Genomic DNA, 24741 nt, shown 5'->3' with positions numbered 1-24741 from the left:
CCGCCGACTTTTACAGCCAAGACAGCATCCGGAAATAGTTTTGCAATATTTGCATGTGACAAGCCCGAAACCATTGTTAGGCTTGGTTCAGCCCGGACGCGATGCCGGCCGGGCTCCTGCGCCGGAGGGAGCCGCCGCAGGCCTATCGAGTGCAAGGGAGGTCACATGTCGTCAGTCGAAGCCGTTGCCAGGCACCCCATTCCCCAAGGATTCACCAAGGCCCACGTGACACCTGAGGACTACAAGGCGCGCTATGCGGAATCGCTGTCGGACCCGGACGGGTTCTGGGGCCGCGAGGGCAAGCGCCTCGACTGGATCAAGCCCTACACCAAGGTCAAGAACACCGACTTCACGCTGGGCCAGGTCTCGATCAAGTGGTTCGAGGACGGCGTCCTGAACGCCTGCGTGAACTGCGTGGACCGGCACCTGCCAAGGCGCGCCAACCAGACCGCCATCATCTTCGAGCCGGACGATCCGAAGCAGCCCGCCCAGCACATCACCTATGCCCAGCTGTCGGAAAAGGTGAACCGCTTCGCCAACGTCCTGCTGAGCCAGGGGGTGATGCGCGGCGACCGGGTGGTGATCTACCTGCCCATGATCCCGGAAGCCGCCTACGCGATGCTGGCCTGCGCGCGGATCGGGGCGATCCATTCGATCGTCTTCGCGGGCTTCTCGCCCGACGCGCTGGCCAACCGGATCAACGACTCGGGCGCCAAGCTGGTGATCACGGCGGACACCGCGCCGCGCGGCGGACGCAAGACGGCGCTGAAATCGAACGCCGACGCCGCCTTGCTGCACTGTTCGGACAAGGTGCGCTGCCTTGTCGTCAAGCACACCGGCGACCAGACGACCTGGGTGCAGGGCCGCGACGTGGACGTCAAATACCTGATGGAGCACGCGAGCCCCGACTGCCCGCCCCGGCCCATGAGCGCCGAGGACCCGCTGTTCATCCTTTATACCTCGGGGTCCACCGGCAAGCCCAAGGGCGTGGTCCACACGACCGGCGGCTACCTAGCCTATGCGTCCATGACGCATCAGTACACCTTCGACTACCAGGACGGCGACGTCTTCTGGTGCACCGCCGACGTGGGCTGGGTTACGGGCCACAGCTATATCGTCTATGGCCCGCTGGCGAATGGCGCGACGACCGTGATGTTCGAGGGCGTGCCGACCTATCCCGACGCCGGCCGCTTCTGGGCCGTCTGCGAAAAGCACAAGGTCACGCAGTTCTACACTGCGCCGACCGCCATCCGCAGCCTGATGGGCATGGGCCCCGAGTGGGTCGAAAAGCACGACCTGTCGAGCCTGCGCATCCTGGGTTCGGTGGGCGAGCCGATCAACCCCGAGGCTTGGGTCTGGTACGACAAGCACGTGGGCAAGGGAAAATGCCCGATCGTGGACACCTTCTGGCAGACCGAAACCGGCGGGCACATGATCACCAGCCTGCCTTATGCCATCGAGACCAAGCCCGGCGCGGCCACGCTGCCCTTCTTCGGCGTCAAGCCGGCGGTGCTGGACGCCTCGACCGGCGCGGTGATCGAGGGCAACGGGGTCGAGGGCGTGCTGGCCATTGCCGACAGCTGGCCGGGGCAGATGCGGACGCTGTGGGGCGATCACCAGCGCTTCGAGGAGGCCTATTTCCAGCAGTATCCGGGCTACTACTTCACCGGCGACGGCTGCCGGCGGGACGAGGACGGCTATTACTGGATCACCGGCCGCGTGGATGACGTCATCAACGTCTCGGGCCACCGCATGGGCACGGCCGAGATCGAAAGCGCGCTGGTCGCCCATCCCAAGGTCGCCGAGGCCGCGGTCGTGGGCTATCCGCACGACCTCAAGGGGCAGGGCATCTATGCCTATGTCACGGTGATGAACGACGTGACGCCGTCGGATGACCTGCGCAAGGACCTGGAGACCTGGGTGCGGACCGAGATCGGCCCCATCGCCAAGCCGGACCTGATCCAGTGGGCGCCGGGCCTGCCCAAGACGCGCTCGGGCAAGATCATGCGCCGCATCCTGCGCAAGATCGCCGAGAACGACTATGGCAGCCTGGGCGACACCTCGACGCTGGCCGATCCGGGGGTCGTGAACGAACTGATCGAGAATCGCATGAACCGCGTCTGACGCGGAACATGCCACCGGGCTGGGGAGGGCCCGGTCCCCTCCCGGCCTCGGCAGGAGATCCGGGGACGCGGCGCACCTGCGGCGCGTCCCCGGGCAAGAAAAGGGCAGATACCTAGGGAGGAGGGACATTCCCATGCTGGACCCGATGCTACAACGCATCGCATCCGATCCGAATTATCACGAGCTTCGGACCCGAAGACTTCGTTTCGGATGGCTGCTGACGATCGCCATGATGATCGTCTACTACGGCTTCATCCTGCTGGTGGCGTTCGGCAAGCAGACGCTGGCCACGCCCATCGGCAGCGGCGTCATGACCTGGGGCATCCCGCTGGGCTTCGGGGTGATCCTGTTCACCATCATCGTGACGGCAATCTACGTGATGCGGGCGAACCGCGAATACGACGACCTGACCGATCGCATCAAGCGCGAGGCGCTGAAATGACGGCTTTCCCGACCATTGGCCGCATCCTCGGCCTTTCGACGCTGATCTCCCTCCCGTCGGCCGTGCTGGCTGCCGGCGCCCTTGAAGGCGAGGTGGCGCGCCAGCCGACCAACTGGACCGCGATCGGCATGTTCGCCGTCTTTGTCGTCCTGACGCTGTTCATCACCAAGTGGGCGGCCGGGCGGACCAAGTCGGCCGCGGACTTCTATACCGCGGGCGGCGGCATCACCGGCTTCCAGAACGGCCTCGCCATCGCGGGCGACTACATGTCGGCGGCCTCGTTCCTGGGGATCTCGGCGGCGGTGATGGCCAGCGGCTTCGACGGACTGATCTATTCGATCGGCTTCCTCGTGGGCTGGCCGATCCTGACCTTCCTGATGGCGGAGCGGCTGCGCAACCTCGGCAAGTTCACCTTCGCCGACGTGGCGGCCTTCCGCTTCGAGCAGACGCCGGTGCGGATGTTCGCGGCGATTTCCACGCTGGTCGTGGTGGCCTTCTACCTGATCGCGCAGATGGTCGGCGCGGGACAGCTGATCAAGCTGCTGTTCGGCCTGGAATACTGGGTCGCCGTGGTGATCGTGGGCGCGCTCATGATGATCTACGTGCTGTTCGGCGGCATGACCGCGACCACCTGGGTGCAGATCATCAAGGCCTGCCTGCTGCTGGGCGGGGCGTCCTTCATGGCGCTGATGGTGATGTCGGCCTATGGCTTCAGCTTCGAGCGCCTGTTCGCGGAATCCGTCCGCATCAAGACCGACATCGCCACCGGCGCGGGCCAGGCGCCCGAGGAGGCGGCGACGGCCGGACGGTCGATCATGGGACCGGGGAACTTCGTCAAGGACCCGATCTCGGCCATCTCCTTCGGCATGGCGCTGATGTTCGGCACCGCCGGCCTGCCGCATATCCTGATGCGTTTCTTCACCGTTCCTTCGGCCAAGGAGGCCCGCAAGTCGGTGATGTGGGCCACGGTGTGGATCGGCTATTTCTACATGCTGACCTTCATCATCGGCTTCGGCGCCATCACCTTCGTTCTGACGAACCCGGGCTTCTTGGAAGGCGGCGTGCTGGGCGCCCCGCTGATCGGCGGCAACAACATGGCGGCCGTGCACCTGGCGAATGCGGTCGGCGGCAACGTCTTCCTGGGCTTCATGTCGGCAGTGGCCTTCGCCACGATCCTCGCCGTCGTGGCCGGTTTGACGCTGTCGGGGGCCTCGGCCGTGTCGCATGACATCTATGCGACCGTGATCCGCAAGGGCCACGCGGACAGCGCCGCGGAACTGCGGGTGTCGCGCATCACCGTGCTGGCGCTGGGCGTCGTCGCGGTGCTGCTGGGCATCGCCTTCGAGAAGCAGAACATCGCCTTCATGGTGTCGCTGGCCTTCGCCGTGGCGGCCTCGGCCAACTTCCCGGTGCTGTTCCTGTCGCTGCTCTGGGGCGGCATGACGACCCGCGGCGCGGTGATCGGCGGCTTCCTGGGACTGATCTCGTCGGTGGTGCTGACGGTCCTGTCGCCGTCGGTCTGGGAAGCCACGCTGGGCAACGAGGTGGGCTCGGCGCCCTTCCCCTATACCTCGCCCGCGCTGTTCTCGATGACGCTGGCCTTCCTGGGGATCTGGCTCTTCTCGGTCACCGACAAGAGCCGGCGTTCCCAGATCGACAAGGCGGGCTACGTGCCGCAGCAGATCCGGTCCGAAACCGGCATCGGCGCGGCCGCAGCCTCGGCGCATTGAGCGGCAGGCGCCCCCTGCAAGACACGGCGGCCGGACCTTCGGGTCCGGCCGTTTCCCTTGACGCGCCCGCCGACCCCCATGCCCGGCGCGAGGCGCTGACCCTGATCCATTCCCGCGTGGGGGACGCCTTCCTGCGCAAGCCCTTCGTGGTCGAGGGTAGCCTGGATGTCCTGACGCTGTGCCGCCAGATGGCCGAGCGCGGCCTGGGTGACGCGCTCGTCCAGGACGACGGGCGCCTGGGTGTCTTCACCACCACCAACCTGCGCGACGTGCTGCTGCTCGAGCGTCCGCCCGCCATCATCCCCGTTCGCGACGTCGCGAGCTTCCCCGCCGTCTCGGTCCCGCTGGAGGCCGAGCTGCTGGAAGCGATGATCCTGATGCTGCGCCACCGCGTCCACCGCGTGGTCGTCCGCCAGGGCGATCAGGTGGTCGGCGTTCTGGGCCAGCTGGATCTGATGAGCTTCCTGGCCAACCATTCCCACCTGATCGCGCTGATGGCCGCGCAAGCCGAGACGATCGCGGAACTCAAGGCCGCGGCCGACCAGATCGTGCCCCTGATCGGCGTGCTGCACGGCGACGGCGTCCGGGTCGAGGTCATCGCGGGCATGGTCAACGAACTGAACCGCGCCGTCTTCCGCCGCTTGTGGGACCTGGTCGCGGACCCGCACCTGCGCGACAACAGTTGCCTGATTGTCATGGGCAGCGAGGGGCGGGGCGAGCAGATCATGCGCACCGACCAGGACAACGGCCTGATCCTGCGCGACGGCTACGATCCCCGCGCCGCCGCCGAGGCGACCGAGGCCTTTACCGCCGCGCTGGTCGATTTCGGCTATCCGCCGTGTCCCGGCGGGATCATGGCGAGCCGGCCCGAATGGCGGCAGCCCGTTTCGGGCTTCCGCAGCGCCCTCGGCGGCTGGGTCCACGGCAGCGACCCCGAGGGGCCGATGAACCTCGCGATCTTCATGGACGCGCTGCCGGTCGCGGGCGATCCCAGCCTGCTGCAGGCCTTGCGCGCGCACATGGGCCGCCTGATGGCCGGGAACGACGCCTACCTCGCGCATTTCGCCGGTTCGGTGCACAGCTTCTCGCAGGACGGCAGCTGGTGGCGGCGGCTGCCGGGGCTGACGGGGCGGGCGGCGGCCGAGATCGACATCAAGAAGCTCGGGATCTTCCCGCTGGTGCAGGGCACGCGGGCGCTGGCGCTGCAATACCGTCTGCCGCAGCTGTCCACGACCGACCGGCTGGACGCGCTGGTCGAGGCGGGCCACATGGAGGCGTCCCGCGCGCGCGACCTGAAGGACGCGCTGCACCTGCTGATGGCCGTCAAGCTGGACAACAACCTGGCCCAGGTGGCGCAAGGGCGCGCGCCCGGCAACCTGATCCGGCTGGACGCGCTGGGGACGCTGAACCGGCAGGGGCTCAAGCAGGCGCTGGCGATCGTGGCCGACTTCCGCGCCTGGATCACCCAGCATTTCCGGTTGGCGGTATGACCGGCGGGGCCGACCGCGCGCCCCTGTGGCAGGAGGAGGCGGTCGCCGCCCTTGTCCATGAGCTGCGGACCCCCGTGACCACGATCCGCGCCCTGTCCGAGATGATGCTGGACGCCCCCGACATGGACGGGTCCGAGCGGCAGGGCTTCCTGTCCATCATCGCCGCCGAGTCGCAGCGGCTGGGACGGCTGGTGGACGAGGTGATGGACGCGGCGCGGCTGGGCTCGGACGAGGCCGAGCTTCAACTGGGGCCGGTGGATCTGGGCGGGTTGCTGCGCGAGGCTGCGCGCCTGGCTGCGCCGCTGCTGGCCGGGAAGGACGCCCGGATCGCGCTGGAGCTGCCGGCCGGGCCTGTGGCGGTGCGCGGCGACTGCGACCGGCTGCTGCAGGTGCTGCTGAACCTGCTGTCGAACGCCGCCAAGATGGTGCCAGGGCAGGGAGGACGCATCACGGTCAGCCTTGAGACCGGGTCCGAGGCCGTGATCCGCATCAGGGACAACGGCCCCGGTATCCCGCCCGGGCAGCATGAGGCCGTGTTCCAGCCCTTCCGCCGCCTCGGGCCGCAGGGGACGCGTCCCCCCGGAACCGGCCTTGGCCTGCCCATCAGCCGCCGCATCGTCGAAGGCCACGGGGGCACGCTGGTTGCCGAGCCCGCCGAAGGCGCCTGCTTCGTGATACGCCTGCCCGTGCCGCCAACGGAGGGATCGGCATGACCCTGACCGTCCTGATCGCCGACGACGAGCCGAACATCCTCGTCTCGCTGGAATTCATGCTGCGGCGCGAAGGGCACCGCATCCTGACTGCCCATGACGGCACCGAGGCGTTGGATCTGATCCGCCGCGAGCGCCCGGCCCTGGTCCTGATGGACGCAACGATGCCCGGCCTGACGGGCTTCGAGGTCTGCGAGGCGGTGCGCGCCGATCCCTCCATCGCGGGCACGCGCATCCTGATGCTCAGCGCCAAGGCGCGGCCCACCGACATCGCGCGGGGCCTCGGGGCAGGGGCAGACGCCTATGTCACCAAGCCCTTCTCGGCCGCCGAGCTGCTGGAGCGTGTCCGGGGGCTTCTGACATGACGCCGCGCGGTCTCGTGGCAGCCATGCTGGCGCCCGGGGTCGCGCTGGCGCTGTGGGCCGTCTTGGGAGCGGCGCTGTTCCTTGGGGCGCTTGGCTCCAGTGGGACGGCACTGCGTGTGGCGGCAGGGGCTGCGCTGGAAACGCACGGCATGGTGCTGATCCTGTGGTGGCTGGGGACGGCGCTGCTGGGCGCGTGGCTGGCAAGGCGGCTTTACCGGACCTGGGTGCTGGCACCCTCGCGCCTGCTGGCCGCCACGCGCATCCTTGCCGCGCAGGAGGATGCAGTCAGCCTGCCCGACGCGGCGCCGGCCACACCGGCTACCCGGGCGCTGGCCGCCGAGATCGAGAGCCTCGCCCGCGACCGGAACGAACTGCGCGCCGAGATGGCGCAGCTTGTCGAGCAGGCCAGCCGCAGCGTCGCCGAGCAGCGGGACCAGTTGGCCACGCTGATGGACGAGCTGGACCACGCGGTCGTGGTCTGCAACCGCGACGGCCGCATCCTGCTGTTCAACGCCCGGATGCGCAGGCTCGCGCGCAACCTTTCCCCGCAGGAGGTAACCGAGCTGGTGGGCCTCGGGCGCTCGATCCATGCCGTGCTGGACCCGGCCGCCATCGCCCACGCGCTTGAAACGGTCGACGGACGGATCGCGCGCGGCGTGCCCCCGCACTCGGCCGTGGCGCAGGTCGTGACCGCCACGCCCCTTGGGCATCTGCTGCGCATCAGCCTTGCCCCCGTTCGCCATGCCGAGGCCGAGGACAACACGCTGAGGGGTTATGTCCTGCTGGTGGACGACATCACCCGCGACCAGCAGCAGCAGGCCCGGCGCGAGCGGGCGCTGCTGCGCATGGCCGAGCAGGGCCGCGCCTCGATCGCCAACATGCAGGCCGCGCTGGAGATGCTGGACTATCCCGACCTCGCGCCCGCCGACCACGACCGCTTCCTGGGCGTAATCCGTGACGAGGTCGCCCGGATGCGCGACCGGCTGTTGTCCGAGGACGAGCCGGGTCCCGAACTCGCCGCGCGCTGGCCGCTGCACGACATGCTGGCCACGGACCTGATGGCCGCCGCCGTCCGCAAGCTGCAGGCGACCGCCAACGCGCCGATCACCACGCTGCCGGTCGCCGAGGACCTGTGGCTGCGGATCGACAGTTTCGGCCTGATCGCGGCGCTGGACCATCTGGCGACGCGCATCCTGTCGCTGGGCGCGGACCCGGTGCTGTGGCTGCGGCTGACGCGGGCGGGAGGCCACGCGCATCTGGACCTGGGCTGGGTGCTGCGCGAGGGCCTGGACCCTATCGATGCCCGCGACCTCAGCGCGCTGCCGGACGAGCCGACCGAGGCCTGCGCGGCGGCGTCGGTCCGCGACGTGGTGGACCGCCACGGGGGCGAGATCTGGCTGGACCGCAACCGGGACGACGGGCGGCCCTTCTTCCGCCTGCTGCTGCCCCTGGCCGCCGTCGAGACCGCGCCCGCCGACGCGCCCATCGGCGGCCGGCCCGAGTTCTACGACTTCGACCTCTTCGCTGCCGCCCATGCCGAGGCCGGGGATGCCCGCCCCCTGTCGGCGCTGGCCTTCACCGTCTTCGACTGCGAGACGACCGGTCTCGATCCCCTGGGTGGCGACGAGATCATCCAGCTCGGCGCCGTCCGCATCCTGAACAGCCGCCTCCTGACCGGGGAGACGATCGACCAGCTGGTCGATCCGCAGCGCCCGATCCCCGAGGCGGGCATCCCCATCCACGGCATCCGCGACGAGATGGTGCGCGGCAAGCCCACCATCGCGCAGGTCCTTCCGGTCTTTCACCGCTTTGCCGAGGGCAGCGTGCTGGTCGGTCACAACGTTGCCTTCGACATGCGCTTTCTCAAGCTGAAGGAAGCCGCCACAGGCCTGCGCTTCGACCATCCTGTGCTGGATACCCTGCTTCTGTCCTCGATCCTGCACCCGGCCGAGGAGAGCCACAGCCTCGAGGCCATTGCCGCCCGGCTGGGCGTCCAGATCGGCGGCCGGCACACCGCGCTTGGCGACGCGCTGGCCACGGCCGAGGTGTTCCGGCGCATGATCCCGCTGCTGGAACGGCAGGGGATCGTCACGCTGGGACAGGCAAGGGCGGCCTCGGATCGATCCCAGTTCGCCCGGCTGCGGTACTAAAGCGTGATCTCGTTCCCGTCCGCGGGCGGGGGCAGGGCGGGCGCGGGCGCGCGATCGGGCAGCAGGTTCTGCAGATCCCCCAGCGGCGGGGGCGGGGGCGCATCGGGTTTGCGGCGGATCAGGATGTCGCCGTTCGGCAGCCGCTCGGGCGGCATCTGGTAGTTGCCGATGTCGTCCATGACCTTCGACAGTTCCTCGAAGACGGGGCGATAATCCTCCATCAACCCGCCCATGTCGCGCGCGAGCTCCTCCAGGTGCGGCTGGGTGCGGGTCACGAAATCGTTGAGCAGGCCTTCCAGCAGGCCGCCGCCATCCTCGCCCGGCAGTTCATAGGGCCGGTCCGCGCCGGGCGGGGGATCGTCTGCCCGCGGCATCTCGAAAGGCATGCCCTGGGCCAGCGCCGAACCGGCAAGGGAAAACGCCAATGTGGCGATCAGGGCGAAGCGGCTCATCTGGGGCAGTCCTGCAATCGCGCGGGTCGGTCCCGCGCGCCCTGCCAACCGACGGACCGTCCGCAGGGTTCCCTCAGGCGTATTGCGCGCGCCAGGCGGCCCAAGCCTCGTTGATGGCGCGGGTGCGCGATTCCGCAAGCCGCACGGCCTCGGGTGGCAGGCCGTGGGCCTGCGCGCGGTCGGGGTGGTGTTCCCGGATCAGCTCGCGATAGCGCGCCCGCGCCTGGTCCAGCGGCGTGCCGGGGGGGATGCCCAGGACCTCGCAGCACTGGCAGCGGGGCGCGCCGGGCAGGCGCCGGGCACGGGTGGCGGCGTGATCCTCGGGCGAGATACCGAAGATGCGGGCGACCTCGTCCAGGAAGATCTGCTCGCCCTCGTGCAGCTCATGCGCGGTCGCCGTGGCGATGACGTAAAGCCCGTCCAGAACATCGACCAGCACCGGGTCGCCAGGCGGGAACATCCGCGCAAGCCGCTCGGCCCATAGATCGAAGCCCGCGACGTCCTTGCGCGCGAGGTCGAAGACATGGGCGGCGTGGCGTTCCTCGGCGCGGGGGATCTTGAAGATGCGGCGGAAGGCCGCGACCTCCTCGCGCGCGACGCGGCCGTCGGCCTTGGCGATCTTGGCGCCAAGCGCGATCACGCCGATGGTGAAGGCGACCGAGCGTTCCGGGGGCACCGCCGCCCGCTTGCCCCCCATCAGCGCGGCGAGGCGATCACCGATGCGCTGCCAGAACCCGCGCGGCGGGGGCAGATGCGGAGGGGCGTGGGCGGTAAGGGCGAGGTCGTCCATGACGACAACCCTAGCGAAACCGTCGCCCCTACGGAAGAGCAAGCCCGCGTCGCCGCAGGCTCACTTTTCCAGCAAATCCTTGCCCATCAGAACCAGATCATGGAAGCGCCCGAATTTCCACCCGGCCGACGGGATCAGCCCCCAGCGGGTATAGCCATGTTGTTCGTGGAAGCGCAGCGAGCCCTCGTTCGAACCGGTGATGCCCCCGATCATCAGCCGCCCGCCGCGTGCCCGCGCATGATCCTCGACCGCCTTCAGCAGCGCGGCACCCAGGCCGCGGCCGCGAAATCCGGGATGGGCATGGATCGAATGCTCCAGCGCCCGGGCGTAGCCCGCCCCGCCGCGGAACTGGGTGTAGCTGGCGAAACTCGCGATCCCCTGAGGCGCCTCGGCCACCAGGAAGCCATGACCCGCCGCGTGGCGCGCCTCGATCATCTGTGCGATCTCGTCCTCGCTGCGCTCGGTCGGCCAGAAGGTGATCGCCGTGTCGCGAATGATCGGGTTCCAGATGGCCGCGATTCCGGCCGCGTCCCCCGCGCGGGCATCCCGGATCGTCGCATCTTTCGCTCGCTCATCCGCCATGGGCTTCTTCTTCGCTGAAATATCCCGGGGGCGCCCGAAGGGCGGGGGCAGAGCCCCCACCTGGCGTCCCAGGCCCCGCTCAGGCCCGATGCACACCTTCCGCCAGGCTGCGCACGAAATCCATCACCTCGGCCACGGGCTTGCCTTCACCGATCTGCCGGACGATGGCCGATCCCACGACGCAGCCATCCGCCACCCCGGCGACGGCCTCGGCGGCGTCGGGCGTCGAGATGCCGAAGCCCACGACCACGGGCAGGCCCGCCGCCTCGCGGATGCGCGCGACCTCGGGTGCGACCTCGGCCGCGTCCGCCGCCGGCCCGCCGGTGATCCCGGTGACGCTGACGTAATAGACGAAGCCCGAAGTGTTCCGCACCACCGTCGGCAGCCGTCGGTCGTCCGTCGTGGGCGTTGCCAGCCGGATGAAGTTCAGCCCGGCCTTCTGCGCGGGGATGCACAGCTCGGCATCCTCCTCGGGCGGCAGGTCCACGACGATCAGCCCGTCAATGCCGGCCTCGGCGGCTTCCGTCAGGAAACGCTCGACCCCTCCGACCCGCGCATAGATCGGGTTGTAATAGCCCATCAGTACGATCGGGGTCTCCGCATCCCCTTTGCGGAACTGGCGCACCATCTCCAGCACGCCCGAGATGGTGCCGCCCGCCGCCAGCGCCCGCTGCCCGGCCAGCTGGATCGTCGGCCCGTCCGCCATGGGATCGGTGAAGGGCATCCCCAGTTCGATGATGTCCACGCCTGCGCCGGGCAACCCGCGCATGATCTCCAGCGAGCGGTCGCGGTCGGGATCGAAGGCCATCATGTAGGCGACGAAGGCCTTGCGGTCCTCGGAAGACAGCCGGGCGAACAGCCGGTCAATGCGGGTGGCGGGGCGCTGGAGTGTGTCGGTGGTCATGCCGTGGCCTTCTGCTTGCGTCGCGGCTCAAGCTTTACCGGTGCCGCCCCCAAAGCGCCAGCGCGGCCGCTTTACGCCCCCGCCCCCGTGACCTAGATAGCGCGCCAAAGAGTGAAGGGATCGCATCATGGGCTTTCGCATGGGTATCGTCGGGCTGCCGAACGTCGGCAAGTCCACTCTGTTCAACGCCCTGACGCGCACCGCCGCCGCGCAGGCCGCGAACTTCCCCTTCTGCACGATCGAACCCAACGTGGGCGAGGTCGCCGTCCCCGACCCGCGCCTGGATACCCTGGCCGAGATCGCCGGGTCCAAGCAGATCATCCCGACCCGCATCACCTTCGTGGACATCGCGGGCCTGGTGAAGGGCGCCAGCAAGGGCGAGGGCCTGGGCAACCAGTTCCTGGCCAACATCCGCGAGGTGGACGCCATTGCCCATGTCCTGCGCTGCTTCGAAGACGGCGACATCACCCATGTCGAGGGCCGCGTTGACCCCGTGGCCGACGCCGAGACGATCGAGACCGAGCTGATGATCGCCGACCTTGAATCGATCGAGCGGCGGCTCGCGAACCTCCAGCGCAAGCTGAAGGGCGGCGACAAGGAGGCGGCGGCGCAGGAACGCCTGCTGAAGCAGGCGCAGACCGCGCTGGAAGCCGGCCAGCCCGCGCGCACCATCACGGTGGCCGAGGATGATCGCAAGGCCTGGGACATGCTGCAGCTTCTGACCGCCAAACCCGTGCTTTACGTCTGCAACGTGGCAGAGGACGAGGCGGCCACGGGCAACGCCTTCTCCGACGCCGTCGCCAGGATGGCCGCCGAGCAGGGCGCGGGTCACGTGGTCATCTCGGCCCGGATCGAGGAGGAGATCAGCCAGCTTCCCGCCAACGAGGCGCAGATGTTCCTGTCCGAGATGGGGCTGGAGGAAGCCGGGCTCGACCGCCTGATCCGCGCAGGTTACGGCCTGCTTGGCCTGCAGACCTACTTCACCGTCGGCCCGAAAGAGGCGCGCGCTTGGACGATCACCAAGGGCACGCTGGCGCCGCAGGCGGCGGGCGTGATCCACGGCGACTTCGAGAAGGGCTTCATCCGCGCCGAGACCATCGCCTATGACGACTATGTCGCGGGCAAGGGCGAGGCCGGGGCGCGCGAGGCCGGCAAGTTCCGCGTGGAAGGCAAGACCTACGAGGTCAAGGACGGCGACGTCCTGCACTTCCTGTTCAACGCCTGAGGGGTTGAGGCTGGTGCCTTGAGGGGCGCGGGCGTTGGAGGCGGATTCGAGTTTGGCCACTGAGGTTGGGGCGGGGCAGGTTGAGTTCGACCTCTGCTCCGGCTCGGGCGCGCATCGGATCAGCCGTGAGCTTCGGCTGCAGGATAGCGTGCATGAGCACGGGCAAGCGTCTTTATCCCGTCCATGACTCGCCCCATTGATGAACGGCTGTTTTAGCCTTGGCGGAAACGGCTAGCCATGCCGTAGTGATCGGCTGTCCAATCCGCGCCAAGGCGGTTGCCTGGTGCTCGCCCTTGACTGCGACAAGCAGGAAACGCGCCTGCAGGACAGCGCAGAACAGGCCGGACGTGCCGTGACCCACTAGGCTGGTAGACCACGACAGGAACAAGGGGCGAAAAGCACCCTTTGCACAGAGGTTTGTTCCTGCTTCATGCTGCGCGATCAGGCTTTGCGGCAGTTCCGTCGGAAAGTCGCGCCGGATGCAAGATTGGCCCTTGTTTCCCTCGGCTTCCTGCTGCTAGACCCCGCGGCGGAGACGTGGCCGAGTGGTCGAAGGCACACCCCTGCTAAGGGTGCAGGCCCGAAAGGGTCTCGAGGGTTCGAATCCCTTCGTCTCCGCCATATCTTATATTTTCTTGTCAGTCCTTTCTTTTGGGAAACTCACTTCTTGCTCGCCCCTTTCGCGCACAAGGAACATGGAGCTTCCGGAAGTCTGAATCGCCTCGCGGGCAGGCTGGCGTCCGTGACTGCAGCAGATTACGCTCACAGCGTTGATGTTCACCCTCCGCTCTGGCCAGATCGCGAGCCGGACCAGAGAAAGCCGGAGCCCACTTAAGGGCTGACGAGCGCTGTCTGAGACATATATACCCGCCCTGTCGCGTTGACGTGATGTCCGTTCTGCTCGGCATGGGAACCAAGCGCTTGCCGCGAGGCTTGGCTCGGACCCATATTAACAGCGTAGAACATGTTCTGCGGACGTTTCGGAAAGAGGAGCCGCATGGCCAAGGATGGTGTTCAAGTAAGAGCTGTTGCCGAGTTCACTCCGGATATGGTGGATACGCTGCGCGAGTACTTCCACAGCTATGCCGTCGAGGGTGTGGTCTCCATCGAGGTCAGCACGCATGGCCTCTGGCTGGTCAACCCGATCGGGGGGCGGCAGTTCCTCGGCCTGGCGCGGCTGCCGGACAATGCGCCGAAGGTCCTAATCAACTGAGACGAGATTCGGGCTTGGCGCTGCGCAAGGCCCGGCTTGATGCACAGTCCAAATTCGCGTCGGTCGTGCCGAGCGCAGGGCCGCGCTGATGAGGCCTTGTGGCGAGCTGCGGCGATCCGCTGGCCGGGCCTTCGCAGTGATCTGCAGAGGGCGTTCAATCGGTCTGCAATGGCACACTCTCCCGGCTTGACGTCACGTCGCGACATATGTGTGTGCATTTGCAGCTTCCCTTTGTTAAGGGGTTCTGTCGTCGCAATGTGAAAGCACACCCATGGGACTGAAGACATGCCCTTGTGGAACCGTCGCGCCGCCGTCGGTATCTATCTTGGCTGACCACTGCAGCGCGTGGAAGGCCATACTCGAATGCCCGACCTGTGGGTTCGTGACCGGAGCCCATGGGGATGCGCCAACATGCTCGCTTTCCTCGGCTTCAGCCAACTGGAACGCCCATGTCGGCCTTGCGGCCCTGACGAACGCTTCGCGGCTGTTTTCCGTTCACTGATGCGCGCCGACAGCGTCGGTCCGGTGACATGTGTCAGCGGGACGACACGAGGCGCCCCGCTGACACCTGGAAACACATCACTCGCTAACACGGCCATGCTAGCGCGAGTTCCCATCCTTCCTAGCTACATGAATGGATAGGACAGGGATCGGCCCGGCAGGAATCCGCTGACGGGAAACCAGGCGGCTGTGATCCTGAGTGCCTGCCACCGCTCATGGCGAGTCCCGGCGCTCCGCTGCATCTGTCACGAGAAGGTCAGCACGACCTTCTTCTTGTGGCCGAAAGCGTTGCCCTTGCCAGGGAAGCCGCCGCCGTTGCCAACGCCCTGGGTCATTTCTTCCAGCGAGCCACAGACTTGCAGGGTCGGGGCAGTGTAGGTCTTTTTCATGGAAACAAACTCAACAAGAACCAAGCCTGCACAGCATCGGCAGGCACAGGCTGGTAATCTCCGAAGCACCGGAAAGCCGCAAGCCGGCTAGAAGGACAGGCCTGTTGCCGTCGCAGGGCGCGGCCTGATGCGGGCGGGAAGGGGCCGGGCAGGCTGACACAGAGCGGCGCACGGGCTGTTCATTCCACGCGAGTGAACTTGGACACGCCATCCGATCTCTCGTGTCCGCCCCGGCCCCTGTCATGGCCGGGGCGTCATTTGCAGAGGACCGAGAGGTTGAAGCCCCGGTACGATCCTTGGAGCAGGCCTTCCGGTCAGTTGGCCTGCAGGCCAGCCGCCTCGATCAGGTCCTTCCACTTGGCGACCTCGGCCTCTTGCGTGGCCAGCAGTCCCTCTGGCGTGGCCTCTTCGGCGGACGCCGGAGTGGTGGCCAAGTCGGCGAAACGCTTGGTGACAAGCGGGTCCTTCAGGGCGGTCTGGAGCGCCGAGACCACCGTGTCGATCACCGGTTGCGGCATGTCCCTGGGACCGTAAAGGCCCAGCCAGACGGTCGTCTCGAAGCCCTCCAGCCCCACCTCGGCCAGGGTCGGCAGGTCGGGCAGCGAGGGCAGGCGCTCGGCGCTGGTCGTGGCATAGGCCTTGACCGCGCCGCTGCGGATGTGACCGATCGTGTTGGTCGCCTGCTCGCAGATCAGGTCGATCTGGCCGCCCAGCAGGTCGGTCAGCGCAGGGCCTGTCCCGGCATAGGGGACCATGACCATCGGCGTTTCGAGCCGGTTTTCAATCAGCAGGCCGCAGAGGTAGGACGGGCCGCCCACGCCGGCATTGCCGAAGGCCACCCCCTCGCCGCTTCCGCGGATGTAGTCCAGCGCCTCGACAGCGGTTTCCGGAGGCAGGTCCTTGCGGCCCACCAGCGTCATGGGCGTGTGGCTGACGACACCCAGCGGCTGGAAGGCCTCGCGCGAGCCATAGGCCAGCTTGTCGTAGAACAGGTCGTTCGTGGCCTGCGCCGAGGTGTGCAGCATCAGCGTATAGCCGTCGGCATCGGCCCGGGCGACCTGGCCGGCGCCGATGGTGCCGCTGGCGCCGCCCATGTTCTCGATGATGACCTGCTGGCCCAGGGCCTTGGACATCGGCTCGGCGACCAGCCGCGCCACGGTGTCGGTCGGCCCGCCCGCCGCATAGGGCACGACAAGCGTGACGGTGCGGTCGGGATAGGTGCCCTGCGCCCAAGACGCGACGGGGACAAGGACGGATGCGGCAAGCGCCGCCGCGAAGGTCCGGTGGATAGGCATGTTTCCTCCTCTGCCTGCTATGTCGTTCATGTTGCCTTGCGGCAGTCGGCCGCCATCCTGGATGAGGCGGCAGCCGCTGGGTCCGTTAAGACAGGAAAAGCCCCGCCGCTTCACGAGGTATCCTGCGTGCCTCGGCAAGCCTGGAGGGCCTTGGGGCAAGGCGGCATGGCGCGGGATCAGGCGTCCCTTTTCGGCAGCATGGGTGCCGCCTTGTCCAGCACCAGTTCGCTGCGGGAAAAGGCGATGGGGGTGCGCAGGCCGGGGATGCCCTCGGGGGTGATCTTGAGGCCGCGCGCCTCGATCTGCGGCTCGGCCAGGGCGTCGGCCACGCTGTTGATCGGCCCGGCGGGAACACCTGCCTGTTCCAGCGCCGCGATGATGCCGGCACGGGGCAGCCGGGCAGTCGCTTCGGCTATCAGGGGGCACAGCGCCGCGCGGTTCGCCACGCGGGCGGGGTTGGTGGCATAGTCGGGGTTATCGGCCAGTCCCTCCAGTCCCAAGGCGCGACAGAGGCTCACGAACTGCCGGTCATTCCCGCAGGCGATGATGACATGGCCATCGGATGCGGGGAAAAGCTGGTAGGGCACGATGTTCGGATGGGCGTTCCCAAGCCGCCGGGGCGTGATGCCGCCGATCATCTGGTTCATCGCCTGGTTCGCCAGAACCGCCACGCCCGTGTCCAGCAGCGACAGGTCCACATGCTGGCCCTTGCCGGAACGTTCCCGTTCGGCCAGCGCGGCCTGGATGCCGATGACGCCGTAAAGCCCGGTGAAGATGTCGATCCAAGCGACGCCGACCTTCTGCGGCTCGCCGTCCGGCTCTCCGGTCAGGTCCATGATCCCGCACATGCCCTGGATCAGGAAGTCATAGCCTGGTTGCGTCGCCCTTGGGCCGTCCTGCCCGAAGCCCGTGACCGAAGCATAGACGAGGCGCGGGTTCGCCGCCGCGAGGCTTTCGTAGTCGAGGCCAAAGCGCCTGAGTCCGCCGACCTTGAAGTTCTCGACCACCACGTCCGCCGTGGCGATCAGTTCCTTCAGCCGTGCGAGGTCCTCGGCATCCGAGAAATCGCAGGTGATCGAGGTCTTGCCCCGGTTTGCCGCGTGGAAATAGGCCGCGACCCGTTCCGTCCCGCCGTCGGGTCGGGGGCGGTCCAAGAACGGAGGCCCCCAGCGGCGGGTGTCGTCGCCCTCGGGTGCCTCGACCTTGATGACCTCGGCGCCAAGATCGGCCAGCGTCTGGCCGATCCAGGGGCCGGCGAGGATGCGCGCCAGTTCGACGACGCGCAGCCCTTCCAGCGGGGCGCCCATCAGGCGAAGGCCTGCAGCCCGGTGATCGCGCGGCCCAGGATCAGGGCATGGACGTCATGCGTCCCCTCGTAGGTGTTCACCGTTTCCAGGTTCTGCGCGTGGCGCATGACCTGGAACTCCTCGGAAATCCCGTTGCCGCCGTGCATGTCACGAGCGATCCGGGCGATCTCCAGCGCCTTGCCGCAGTTGTTGCGCTTGACGAGGCTGATCATCTCGGGCGCCGCCTGCGCCGCATCCATCAGCCGCCCCACCTGCAGCGAGGCCTGAAGGCCGAGCGTGATCTCGGTCATCATGTTGGCCAGCTTCAGCTGGAACAGTTGGGTCTGCGCCAGCGGGCGGTTGAACTGCTTGCGGTCAAGGCCGTACTGACGCGCGGCGTGATAGCAGAACTCGGCCGCGCCAAGGACACCCCAGCTGATGCCATAGCGCGCGCGGTTGAGGCAGCCGAAGGGACCCTTCAGCCCCTCGACGTTCGGCAGCAGCGCGTCTTCGCCGACCTCGACCCCGTCCATGACGATCTCGCCGGTGATCGAGGCGCGCAAGGACAGCTTGCCCTCGATCTTCGGCGCCGACAGGCCCTTGGTGCCCTTGTCCAGTACGAAGCCGCGGATCTTGCCGCCATGCGCCTCGGACTTGGCCCAGACGACGAAGACATCGGCGATGGGCGAGTTGGAAATCCACATCTTCGTGCCGTTCAGCACATAGCCGTTCGCAGTCTTCTTCGCGGTGGTCTTCATGCCGCCGGGGTCGGACCCCGCGTCGGGTTCGGTCAGCCCGAAGCAGCCGATGAACTCGCCGCTTGCGAGCTTCGGCAGGTATTTCTTACGCTGCTCCTCGGACCCGTAGGCGTAGATCGGATACATGACCAGCGAGGACTGCACCGACATCATCGAGCGATAGCCCGAATCCACCCGCTCGACCTCGCGCGCGACAAGGCCGTAGCTGACGTAGGAGGCGCCCAGCCCGCCGTATTCCTCGGGGATGGTCACGCCCAGCAGGCCCATCTCGCCCATCTCGCGGAAAATGGCGGGGTCGGTCTTCTCCTCGCGGTAGGCGGCGATCACGCGGGGGGCCAGCTTTTCCTGCGCATAGGCGTGGGCGCTGTCGCGCATCATCCGTTCGTCTTCCGACAGCTGGTCGTTCAGGCGGAAGGGATCTTCCCAGCCGAAGCGGCTCAGGTCCGGGGCGTCCTTGGGTTTCAGCGCGGCCATGTGGTGCCTCCATTCTTTGCAGTGCTGACTACCAGTCGAAGGCGGCCGCTGGTAGCGAGGAAAAATCCTCAAGCCATGAGGCAAAGTCATGACTCCGTTCCGATCCCACCATACGCCGAGCATTCCCGAACTGCGCGCCTTCGTGCTGTGCGCGCGGCTGGGATCGGCCTCACGCGCGGCCGGGGCGCTGAACCTGACGCAAAGCGCCGTCAGCCGCGCGATCCGCACGCTGGAGGACCGGCTGGGTGTGACGCTGTTTCAGCGCATCCGGCAGCGGATGGTCCTGTCGGACGCGGGCCGGGCCATGCTGCGCGACGCGGAAGCCATCCTGGACGACCTCGATCGCTCGGCGCGCAAGATCATGGCCTTCGGCGGCAGCCGGCAGGTGCTGCGGCTGGCGGTCCTGCCGACCTTTGCCGCGGCCTGGCTGATCCCGAGGCTGGGGGACTTCGCCGCCCGCCATCCCGGCGTGTCGCTGGATCTCGCCTCGGCGCTGGGGCCGGTCGATTTCGACGACAGCCCCTTCGACGCCGCGATCCAGCGGGCCGAGATGGCGCGGGCAGGCGCGGCGGTCATGCCGATCCTGCCCGAGCGGCTGATCGTGGTGGCGGCGCCCGACCTGCCGGTCCCGGGGGACTTGGCTAGTGTCCCCCTGATCCAGCAGTCCACGCGCCCGCACCTTTGGACCGACTGGCTGACCGCCGCGGGGCTGGAGGTGGATGGCATCCGGGGCCCGCGCTTCGAGCATTTCGAAATGGTCATCGCCGCTGCCCGCGCGGGCCTGGGCGCCGCGCTGCTGCCCGACATCTTCGCCCGCGCGGATCTGGATCGCGGGACGCTGGTGCAGGTCAGCCCGATCGCGCTTGCCGGACCGTGCCCTTATGCGCTGATCTATCCCGCACGAGAGCCCGAGGGGACCGTTGCGCTTTTCGCGGACTGGCTGACGACGCAGGGTGAGCCTGCCGGGGCATAGGACACGACCCGGCAGGGCCGGTCAGCGATCGGCGCGACTTGCCACGGCGTGCAGCAGGACATTCAGGCCGGCGCTGAAATCCTCGGGCGCGCAGTCCTCGGCGTTGTTGTGGGTGATTCCCCCTTTGCAGGGGGTGAAGATCATCGCCGTGGGACATATCGTGGCCAGATGATAGGCATCGTGCCCCGCCTGGGACTTGATGTCCCGCCAGTTCCATCCCTGGCGCACGGCCTCGGCCCGGACCGTTTCGATCAGTCCGGCGTCGAAGATGTCGCCGCCCCAGGACCATTCATCCTCGATTCGCAGCGTGCATCCGGCGATGGCAGCAGCGGCCTGCGCGTCGCGGCGCATCCGCTCGGCCATGACGCGGACGGTCATGGGGTCGGGATGGCGCACGTCGGCCACGGCCTCGGCTGTGTCGGACAGGATGCCTGCCTTGTTCGGCCAGGCGGCCAGCCGGGAACCCGAGGCCTTGCCGTCCTGGGCGCTGAAGGCCCAGCCGAGGTCGTCCACCGCCGTCAGCCAGCGGGCGCCCGCGACCAGCGCGTTGCGGCGCAGGTCCATCGGCGTGGGGCCGGTGTGGGCCGTCTGGCCGCTGAAGGTCACGCGCATCCCGTGGCTGGGATAGCCGCCGGTGACGACGCCCATCTCGCGCCGTTCCGCGTCAAGGATCGGCCCCTGTTCGATGTGCAGTTCCAGGTAGGCGTCGATCTCGCCCGCGCGGCAGGGCAGGCGGCCCTTGTAGCCGATGCGCGCAAGCTCGTCGCCCAAGCGCGCGCCTTCATCGTCCTGCAGCCCATGGGCCCAGTCCAGGGCATAGCGGCCGGCGAACACGCCCGAGCCGATCATGGGCGGGCTGAAGCGCGCGCCTTCCTCGTTCGTCCAGTTCACCACCACGATGGGACGGCGCGTGACATGGCCCACGTCGTTCAGGCAGCGCACGACCTCGAGCCCCGCCAGTACACCCGCGATCCCGTCGAAGCGGCCGCCGTTGACCTGCGTGTCGAGGTGGCTGCCGATCATCACCGGGGGTAGGTTGTCCTCGCGTCCGGCGCGGCGGCCGAAGATGTTGCCCATCTCGTCAACCGACACCTCCAGCCCCGCCTCGCGGCACCAGTCGGTGAACTGATCGCGCATCTCGCGGTCGGCGTCGGTCAGGGTCGGACGGGACAGCCCGCCGGGACGGCCGGGGCCGATCTCGGCCGAACGCGCGATGGTGGACCAGAAGCGGGAGATGTCGGCGCGGGTGTCGGAACTGATGCTCATGGGTCCGAGCGATCCCCGAAGGATAGGGCCTGTCAATCCGGCCGCAATGGTTCCCGGCTTATGAGTGCATAAGCTGGGGCGATGGACGCCGGAGGGCATGTTTGTTGACAGCCTGCGGACCATGAAAGTCCACTGACCCGAACAAGAACACGAGGGGAGTGGCAGGTGGACACAGCGGATGTGGTGCTGACCGGAGGAGTCGTCTGGTGCGGGCTGGACCTGCCCCGGGCCGAGGCCGTGGCGATCCGGGACGGGCGCGTCATGGCGACCGGGACGACGGCCGAGATCGAGGCCCTGGCCGGGCCGCAGACCCGGCGCATCGATCTTGGCGGCCGCTTCGCGATGCCGGGGATCTACGACGCGCACATGCACCTGCTGCCGCTCGGCATCGACATGAGCCGGGTGGACCTGCGCCACGAGGTCGCCCCGACGCTGGAGGCGATGCTGGAGGCGCTGCGGGCGCGGGCGGCGGTCACGCCAAAGGGCGAATGGGTGCTGGGGCGCGGCTTCAACCACTTCCTGCTGGACGTGGGCCGCTTCCCCCACCGGGACGAACTTGACCGGGCCTGCCCCGATCATCCTTGCTATATCGTCCGCACGGATGGTCACTCGGCGGTCGCCAACAGCCGGGCGCTGGCGCTGGCCGGTATCGACGAGACCACGCCCCAGCCCGAGGGCGGCCTGATCGAGATCCGCGACGGCCGCCTGACCGGCATGGTGGCGGAAACGGGGCGCGAACCTTTCGAGGCCGTGTTGCCCCATTCCTCGGTCGAGGAGATGGTCGAGGCGATCGAGCGGGCGGGCAACATGCTGCTGAGCCACGGCATCACCTCGGTGATGGAGGCCGCGATCGGGCTGCATTCCGGCTGGGACGAGATGGTCGCCTATCGGCGTGCGCGGGACGAGGGCCGCCTGCCGGTCCGGGTCTACGGCTGCGTGATGGCGGACAAGACGCGCACGATCCTGCCGCAGGCGATGGCCGAAGGACTGTCCACCGGCAAGGGCTGCGAAATGTTCCGCATCGGCCCGGTCAAGATGTTCACCGATGGCAGCGCGGGGTCCAAGACCGCGGCGATGACGCAGGACTACATGGGCGATCCCGGCAACAAGGGCCTGCTCTGCATCCCCGACCAGTCGGAACTGGACGCGATGGTGAAGCAGGCCCATGACGCGGGCTGGCAGATGGGCATCCACGCCATCGGCGACGCCGCCATCGAGGAGGTGCTGAACGCCATCGAGGCCGCCCAAGCCGCGAACCCCGTGCCCGACCGCCGCCACCGGATCGAGCATTGCGGCTGGCTGCGCCCCGACCAGATGGACCGGCTGGAACGGCTGCATGTCCTGCCGGTCGCGCAGTCCTCGTTCCTGTACTGGTTCGGCGACAACTACGAGACGGTGCTGGAAAAGGACCGCATCGCCGCCTCGCATCCCTTCCGCACCTGGATCGAGCGCGGGCTGAACCCCTCGGCCTCGACCGACTGCCCGGTGACGGACATCGATCCCCGCCCGGTGATCTACAATCTCGTCACCCGCAAGACGCGCGCGGGCAAGGTCTTCGGACTCGAGCACTGCCTGAGCATCGACGAGGCGCTGCACGCCTATACCTCGGCCTCGGCCTATGCCTCGAGCGAGGAAGGGCTGAAGGGGCGGCTCGAACCCGGTCAACTGGCCGACATCGCCGTCTTCGACCGCGACCTGACGGCGGTCGCGCCCGAGGCTCTGCTGGACGCGGTCTGCGAACTGACGCTGCGCGGTGGCGAGATCGTGCACGAGCGGGCCGCCCCGGCATGATCAACGCGCTGGTCAACCGTCTGCTGCTGTCGGTTCCGGTGCTGATCGGCGTCGTGATCTTCGGCTTCCTGCTGATCAAGATGGCGCCGGGCGACCCGGCGCAGATCATGGCCGGTCCCACCGCAACCCCCGAGGTCGTCGCCCAGATCCGCCAGCAGATGGGGCTGGACCAGCCGCTGCTGGTGCAGCTTGGCCGCTATGCCGAGCGGCTGGTGCAGGGCGACCTGGGCCGGTCGCTGATCTCGAACCGCCCCGTCGTCAGCGAGCTTGCCGCCGCCGTGGGGCCCACGGTCGAGCTGATGATTGCCTCGCTGATCTGGGCGGTGCCCCTGGGGATCGGGATGGGCACCATCGCCGCCGTCCGGCGGGGAAGCTGGGTGGACCGCACGATCATGGCGATCTCGGTCGCGGGCGTGTCGCTGCCGATCTTCTTCATCGCCTTGGTGCTGATGCAGTTCCTGGGCGTGACCCTGCAGATCCTGCCCTTCATGGGGCGCGGCGGGCCGCTGTGGACCGTCGACGGGCTGCGCCACATCGCCATCCCGGCGCTGTCGCTGGGGCTGATCTTCGTCGGCCCCGTCGCCCGGATGACCCGGTCGAGCGTGCTCGAGGTGCTGCGGCTGGACCATGTCCGCACCGCCCGCGCCAAGGGACTGACCGAGCGCCGGGTGATCCTGCGCCACGCGCTGCGCAATGCCCTGATCCCGGTCGTCACGCTGATCGGCCTGCAGGCGGGTTACCTGCTGGGCGGCGCGGTCGTGACCGAGACGATCTTCTCCTATCCCGGCATCGGCCGGCTGGCGGTGGGCGCGATCCTGTCCTCGGACTTCCCGCTGGCGCAGGGCACGATCCTCGTCCTCGCGCTGGGCTTCATCCTCATCAACATGATCGTGGACATGCTTTACGCCATCCTTGACCCGAGGGCGCAGAAATCATGAGCGTGACCGATGCCATGACGCCCGCCGCCGCCACCGACGAGGCACCCGCCCGCCGCCACTGGTTCGTCGCACTGATGCGCGATCCCGCCGCGGCCCTGGCCATCGCGGTCTTCCTGCTGATCGCCCTAGCGGCGCTTCTCGCCCCCTGGCTTGCGCCGCACGACCCCACGGAAAGCACCCGCAACATGATGCTGCCCCCCGCCTGGGCGGAACGCGGCAGCGCCGAGTTCCTGCTGGGCACGGACGGGCAGGGGCGCGACATCTTGTCCCGCCTGCTGCACGGGACGCGGCTGACGCTGCTGATCGGACTGGTCGCGGTCGTCCTGGGCGGCGGCATCGGCTCGCTGCTGGGGCTGCTCGCGGCTTTTTACGGCAGGCTCGATCCCTGGATCATGCGGTCGGTGGACGTGATGCTGTCCTTCCCCGCGATCCTGCTGGGCCTCGCCTTGGTCGCGGTGATGGGGGCGGGCATCATGCCGGTCATCCTGGCGCTGGCCGTCGCCACGGTGCCCGACAGCGCCCGCATCGCCCGGTCCGTCGCGGTCGGCGTGATGAAGCAGGAATTCGTCGAGGCGGGCCGCGCCATCGGGCTGCCGGACCGGACGCTCTTCACCCGCTACCTGCTGCGCAACTGCATCTCGTCCATCATGATCTTCATGTCGCTGCGCTTCGGGCAGGTGATCCTTCTGGGGTCGGCGCTGAGCTTCCTGGGTCTGGGCGCGCGGCCGCCCGCGTCCGAGCTGGGGATGATGGCCTCGCAGGGGCGCGACTTCATGCTGTTCGCGCCGCATATCGCGATCATCCCGTCCGTCGCGATCTTCGTGATCGTGCTGACGGCCAACGTGGCCGGGGATGCCCTGCGCGACGTGCTCGACCCGAGAACAAGAAACTGA

The 24741-nt window shown here is 68.1% G+C and carries 22 protein-coding genes and 1 tRNA gene; 14 read left to right on the top strand and 9 right to left on the bottom strand.

Features of this window, described 5'->3' with window-relative positions:
* Window positions 1-165: 165 nt before the first annotated feature.
* The 7 genes from acs to BLQ03_RS05115 all read left to right on the top strand — a co-directional run bounded on the left by acs (window position 166) and on the right by BLQ03_RS05115 (window position 9011).
* Window positions 166-2124: an acetate--CoA ligase gene (gene acs / locus BLQ03_RS05145; RefSeq protein WP_090753594.1), complete on the top strand. Its 1959-nt coding sequence runs from the start codon at window positions 166-168 to the stop codon at window positions 2122-2124.
* A gap of 133 nt (window positions 2125-2257) precedes the next feature.
* Complete coding sequence (locus BLQ03_RS05140) at window positions 2258-2566, top strand: DUF485 domain-containing protein (RefSeq protein ID WP_090753592.1); 309 nt, start codon at window positions 2258-2260, stop codon at window positions 2564-2566.
* Window positions 2563-4296, top strand: a complete 1734-nt coding sequence (locus BLQ03_RS05135; protein WP_090753590.1) for a cation acetate symporter — start codon at window positions 2563-2565, stop codon at window positions 4294-4296. Before BLQ03_RS05140 ends, BLQ03_RS05135 begins: the two co-directional genes overlap by 4 nt.
* On the top strand, window positions 4293-5786 hold the full coding sequence (locus tag BLQ03_RS05130; protein ID WP_245688680.1) for a DUF294 nucleotidyltransferase-like domain-containing protein: 1494 nt from the start codon (window positions 4293-4295) through the stop codon (window positions 5784-5786). The genes BLQ03_RS05135 and BLQ03_RS05130 overlap by 4 nt, the downstream gene beginning before the upstream one ends.
* The gene (locus tag BLQ03_RS05125) at window positions 5783-6499 is read left to right on the top strand and encodes a sensor histidine kinase (protein WP_090753588.1); all 717 of its coding nucleotides are present in this window, start codon (window positions 5783-5785) and stop codon (window positions 6497-6499) included. Before BLQ03_RS05130 ends, BLQ03_RS05125 begins: the two co-directional genes overlap by 4 nt.
* Window positions 6496-6861, top strand: a complete 366-nt coding sequence (locus tag BLQ03_RS05120) for a response regulator transcription factor (protein WP_090753587.1) — start codon at window positions 6496-6498, stop codon at window positions 6859-6861. The genes BLQ03_RS05125 and BLQ03_RS05120 overlap by 4 nt, the downstream gene beginning before the upstream one ends.
* Window positions 6858-9011, top strand: a complete 2154-nt coding sequence (locus tag BLQ03_RS05115; protein WP_090753585.1) for a 3'-5' exonuclease — start codon at window positions 6858-6860, stop codon at window positions 9009-9011. Before BLQ03_RS05120 ends, BLQ03_RS05115 begins: the two co-directional genes overlap by 4 nt.
* On the opposite strand, the gene BLQ03_RS05110 is transcribed toward BLQ03_RS05115, so the two are convergent.
* The 4 genes from BLQ03_RS05110 to trpA all read right to left on the bottom strand — a co-directional run bounded on the left by BLQ03_RS05110 (window position 9008) and on the right by trpA (window position 11739).
* Window positions 9008-9463, bottom strand: coding sequence for a hypothetical protein (locus BLQ03_RS05110; protein ID WP_090753584.1), 456 nt, complete (start codon window positions 9461-9463; stop codon window positions 9008-9010). The two genes, BLQ03_RS05115 and BLQ03_RS05110, sit on opposite strands and share 4 nt — an antisense overlap.
* 73 nt (window positions 9464-9536) lie before the next feature.
* Window positions 9537-10253, bottom strand: a complete 717-nt coding sequence (locus BLQ03_RS05105; RefSeq protein WP_090753582.1) for a molecular chaperone DjiA — start codon at window positions 10251-10253, stop codon at window positions 9537-9539.
* A 60-nt stretch (window positions 10254-10313) separates the two neighbouring features.
* On the bottom strand, window positions 10314-10835 hold the full coding sequence (locus BLQ03_RS05100; RefSeq protein WP_090753580.1) for a GNAT family N-acetyltransferase: 522 nt from the start codon (window positions 10833-10835) through the stop codon (window positions 10314-10316).
* Window positions 10836-10914: 79 nt separating this feature from the next.
* On the bottom strand, window positions 10915-11739 hold the full coding sequence (gene trpA / locus BLQ03_RS05095) for a tryptophan synthase subunit alpha (protein ID WP_090753579.1): 825 nt from the start codon (window positions 11737-11739) through the stop codon (window positions 10915-10917).
* Window positions 11740-11866: 127 nt separating this feature from the next.
* Between trpA and ychF the strand changes: the two genes are divergently transcribed.
* The 3 genes from ychF to BLQ03_RS05080 all read left to right on the top strand — a co-directional run bounded on the left by ychF (window position 11867) and on the right by BLQ03_RS05080 (window position 14177).
* Window positions 11867-12964, top strand: a complete 1098-nt coding sequence (gene ychF, locus BLQ03_RS05090; RefSeq protein ID WP_090753577.1) for a redox-regulated ATPase YchF — start codon at window positions 11867-11869, stop codon at window positions 12962-12964.
* A gap of 531 nt (window positions 12965-13495) precedes the next feature.
* Window positions 13496-13585, top strand: a tRNA-Ser gene (locus BLQ03_RS05085).
* A 376-nt stretch (window positions 13586-13961) separates the two neighbouring features.
* Window positions 13962-14177: a hypothetical protein gene (locus tag BLQ03_RS05080; protein ID WP_090753575.1), complete on the top strand. Its 216-nt coding sequence runs from the start codon at window positions 13962-13964 to the stop codon at window positions 14175-14177.
* Window positions 14178-14923: 746 nt separating this feature from the next.
* On the opposite strand, the gene BLQ03_RS17875 is transcribed toward BLQ03_RS05080, so the two are convergent.
* The 4 genes from BLQ03_RS17875 to BLQ03_RS05065 form a co-directional block, all read right to left on the bottom strand.
* A complete protein-coding gene (locus BLQ03_RS17875) occupies window positions 14924-15067 on the bottom strand; it encodes a lasso peptide (protein WP_139166635.1) in 144 nt (47 codons plus the stop codon).
* 314 nt (window positions 15068-15381) lie between these two features.
* Window positions 15382-16362 carry a tripartite tricarboxylate transporter substrate-binding protein gene (locus tag BLQ03_RS05075; protein ID WP_090753574.1) on the bottom strand — a complete coding sequence of 327 codons (981 nt, stop codon included), beginning with the start codon at window positions 16360-16362 and terminating at the stop codon, window positions 15382-15384.
* Between the two features lie 176 nt (window positions 16363-16538).
* Entirely contained in the window at window positions 16539-17669 is a 1131-nt protein-coding gene (locus tag BLQ03_RS05070; RefSeq protein WP_090753572.1) for a CaiB/BaiF CoA transferase family protein, read from the bottom strand.
* The gene (locus tag BLQ03_RS05065; protein ID WP_090753570.1) at window positions 17669-18880 is read right to left on the bottom strand and encodes an acyl-CoA dehydrogenase; all 1212 of its coding nucleotides are present in this window, start codon (window positions 18878-18880) and stop codon (window positions 17669-17671) included. The genes BLQ03_RS05070 and BLQ03_RS05065 overlap by 1 nt, the downstream gene beginning before the upstream one ends.
* Window positions 18881-18968: 88 nt before the next feature.
* Here BLQ03_RS05065 and BLQ03_RS05060 point away from each other — a divergent pair, with 88 nt between their 5' ends.
* A complete protein-coding gene (locus tag BLQ03_RS05060; protein WP_090753569.1) occupies window positions 18969-19853 on the top strand; it encodes a LysR substrate-binding domain-containing protein in 885 nt (294 codons plus the stop codon).
* 21 nt (window positions 19854-19874) lie between these two features.
* Here the strand turns inward: BLQ03_RS05060 and BLQ03_RS05055 are convergent, their stop codons facing one another.
* Complete coding sequence (locus BLQ03_RS05055; protein ID WP_090753567.1) at window positions 19875-21119, bottom strand: Zn-dependent hydrolase; 1245 nt, start codon at window positions 21117-21119, stop codon at window positions 19875-19877.
* Window positions 21120-21284: 165 nt separating this feature from the next.
* Here BLQ03_RS05055 and BLQ03_RS05050 point away from each other — a divergent pair, with 165 nt between their 5' ends.
* Genes BLQ03_RS05050 through BLQ03_RS05040 form a run of 3 tightly spaced genes read left to right on the top strand, consistent with a single transcriptional unit; the run spans window position 21285 to window position 24741 of the window.
* Window positions 21285-22910, top strand: a complete 1626-nt coding sequence (locus BLQ03_RS05050; RefSeq protein ID WP_217629657.1) for an amidohydrolase — start codon at window positions 21285-21287, stop codon at window positions 22908-22910.
* Window positions 22907-23848, top strand: a complete 942-nt coding sequence (locus tag BLQ03_RS05045; protein WP_090753565.1) for an ABC transporter permease — start codon at window positions 22907-22909, stop codon at window positions 23846-23848. The genes BLQ03_RS05050 and BLQ03_RS05045 overlap by 4 nt, the downstream gene beginning before the upstream one ends.
* Window positions 23845-24741 (top strand): ABC transporter permease, encoded by an 897-nt coding sequence (locus BLQ03_RS05040; protein WP_090753564.1) that lies wholly within the window; start codon window positions 23845-23847, stop codon window positions 24739-24741. The genes BLQ03_RS05045 and BLQ03_RS05040 overlap by 4 nt, the downstream gene beginning before the upstream one ends.

The organism is Paracoccus chinensis, from assembly GCF_900102885.1.
GTDB lineage: Bacteria > Pseudomonadota > Alphaproteobacteria > Rhodobacterales > Rhodobacteraceae > Paracoccus > Paracoccus chinensis.
Note: the sequence above shows the minus strand (reverse complement) of the source record. Positions and strands in the feature narration are given on the sequence as shown.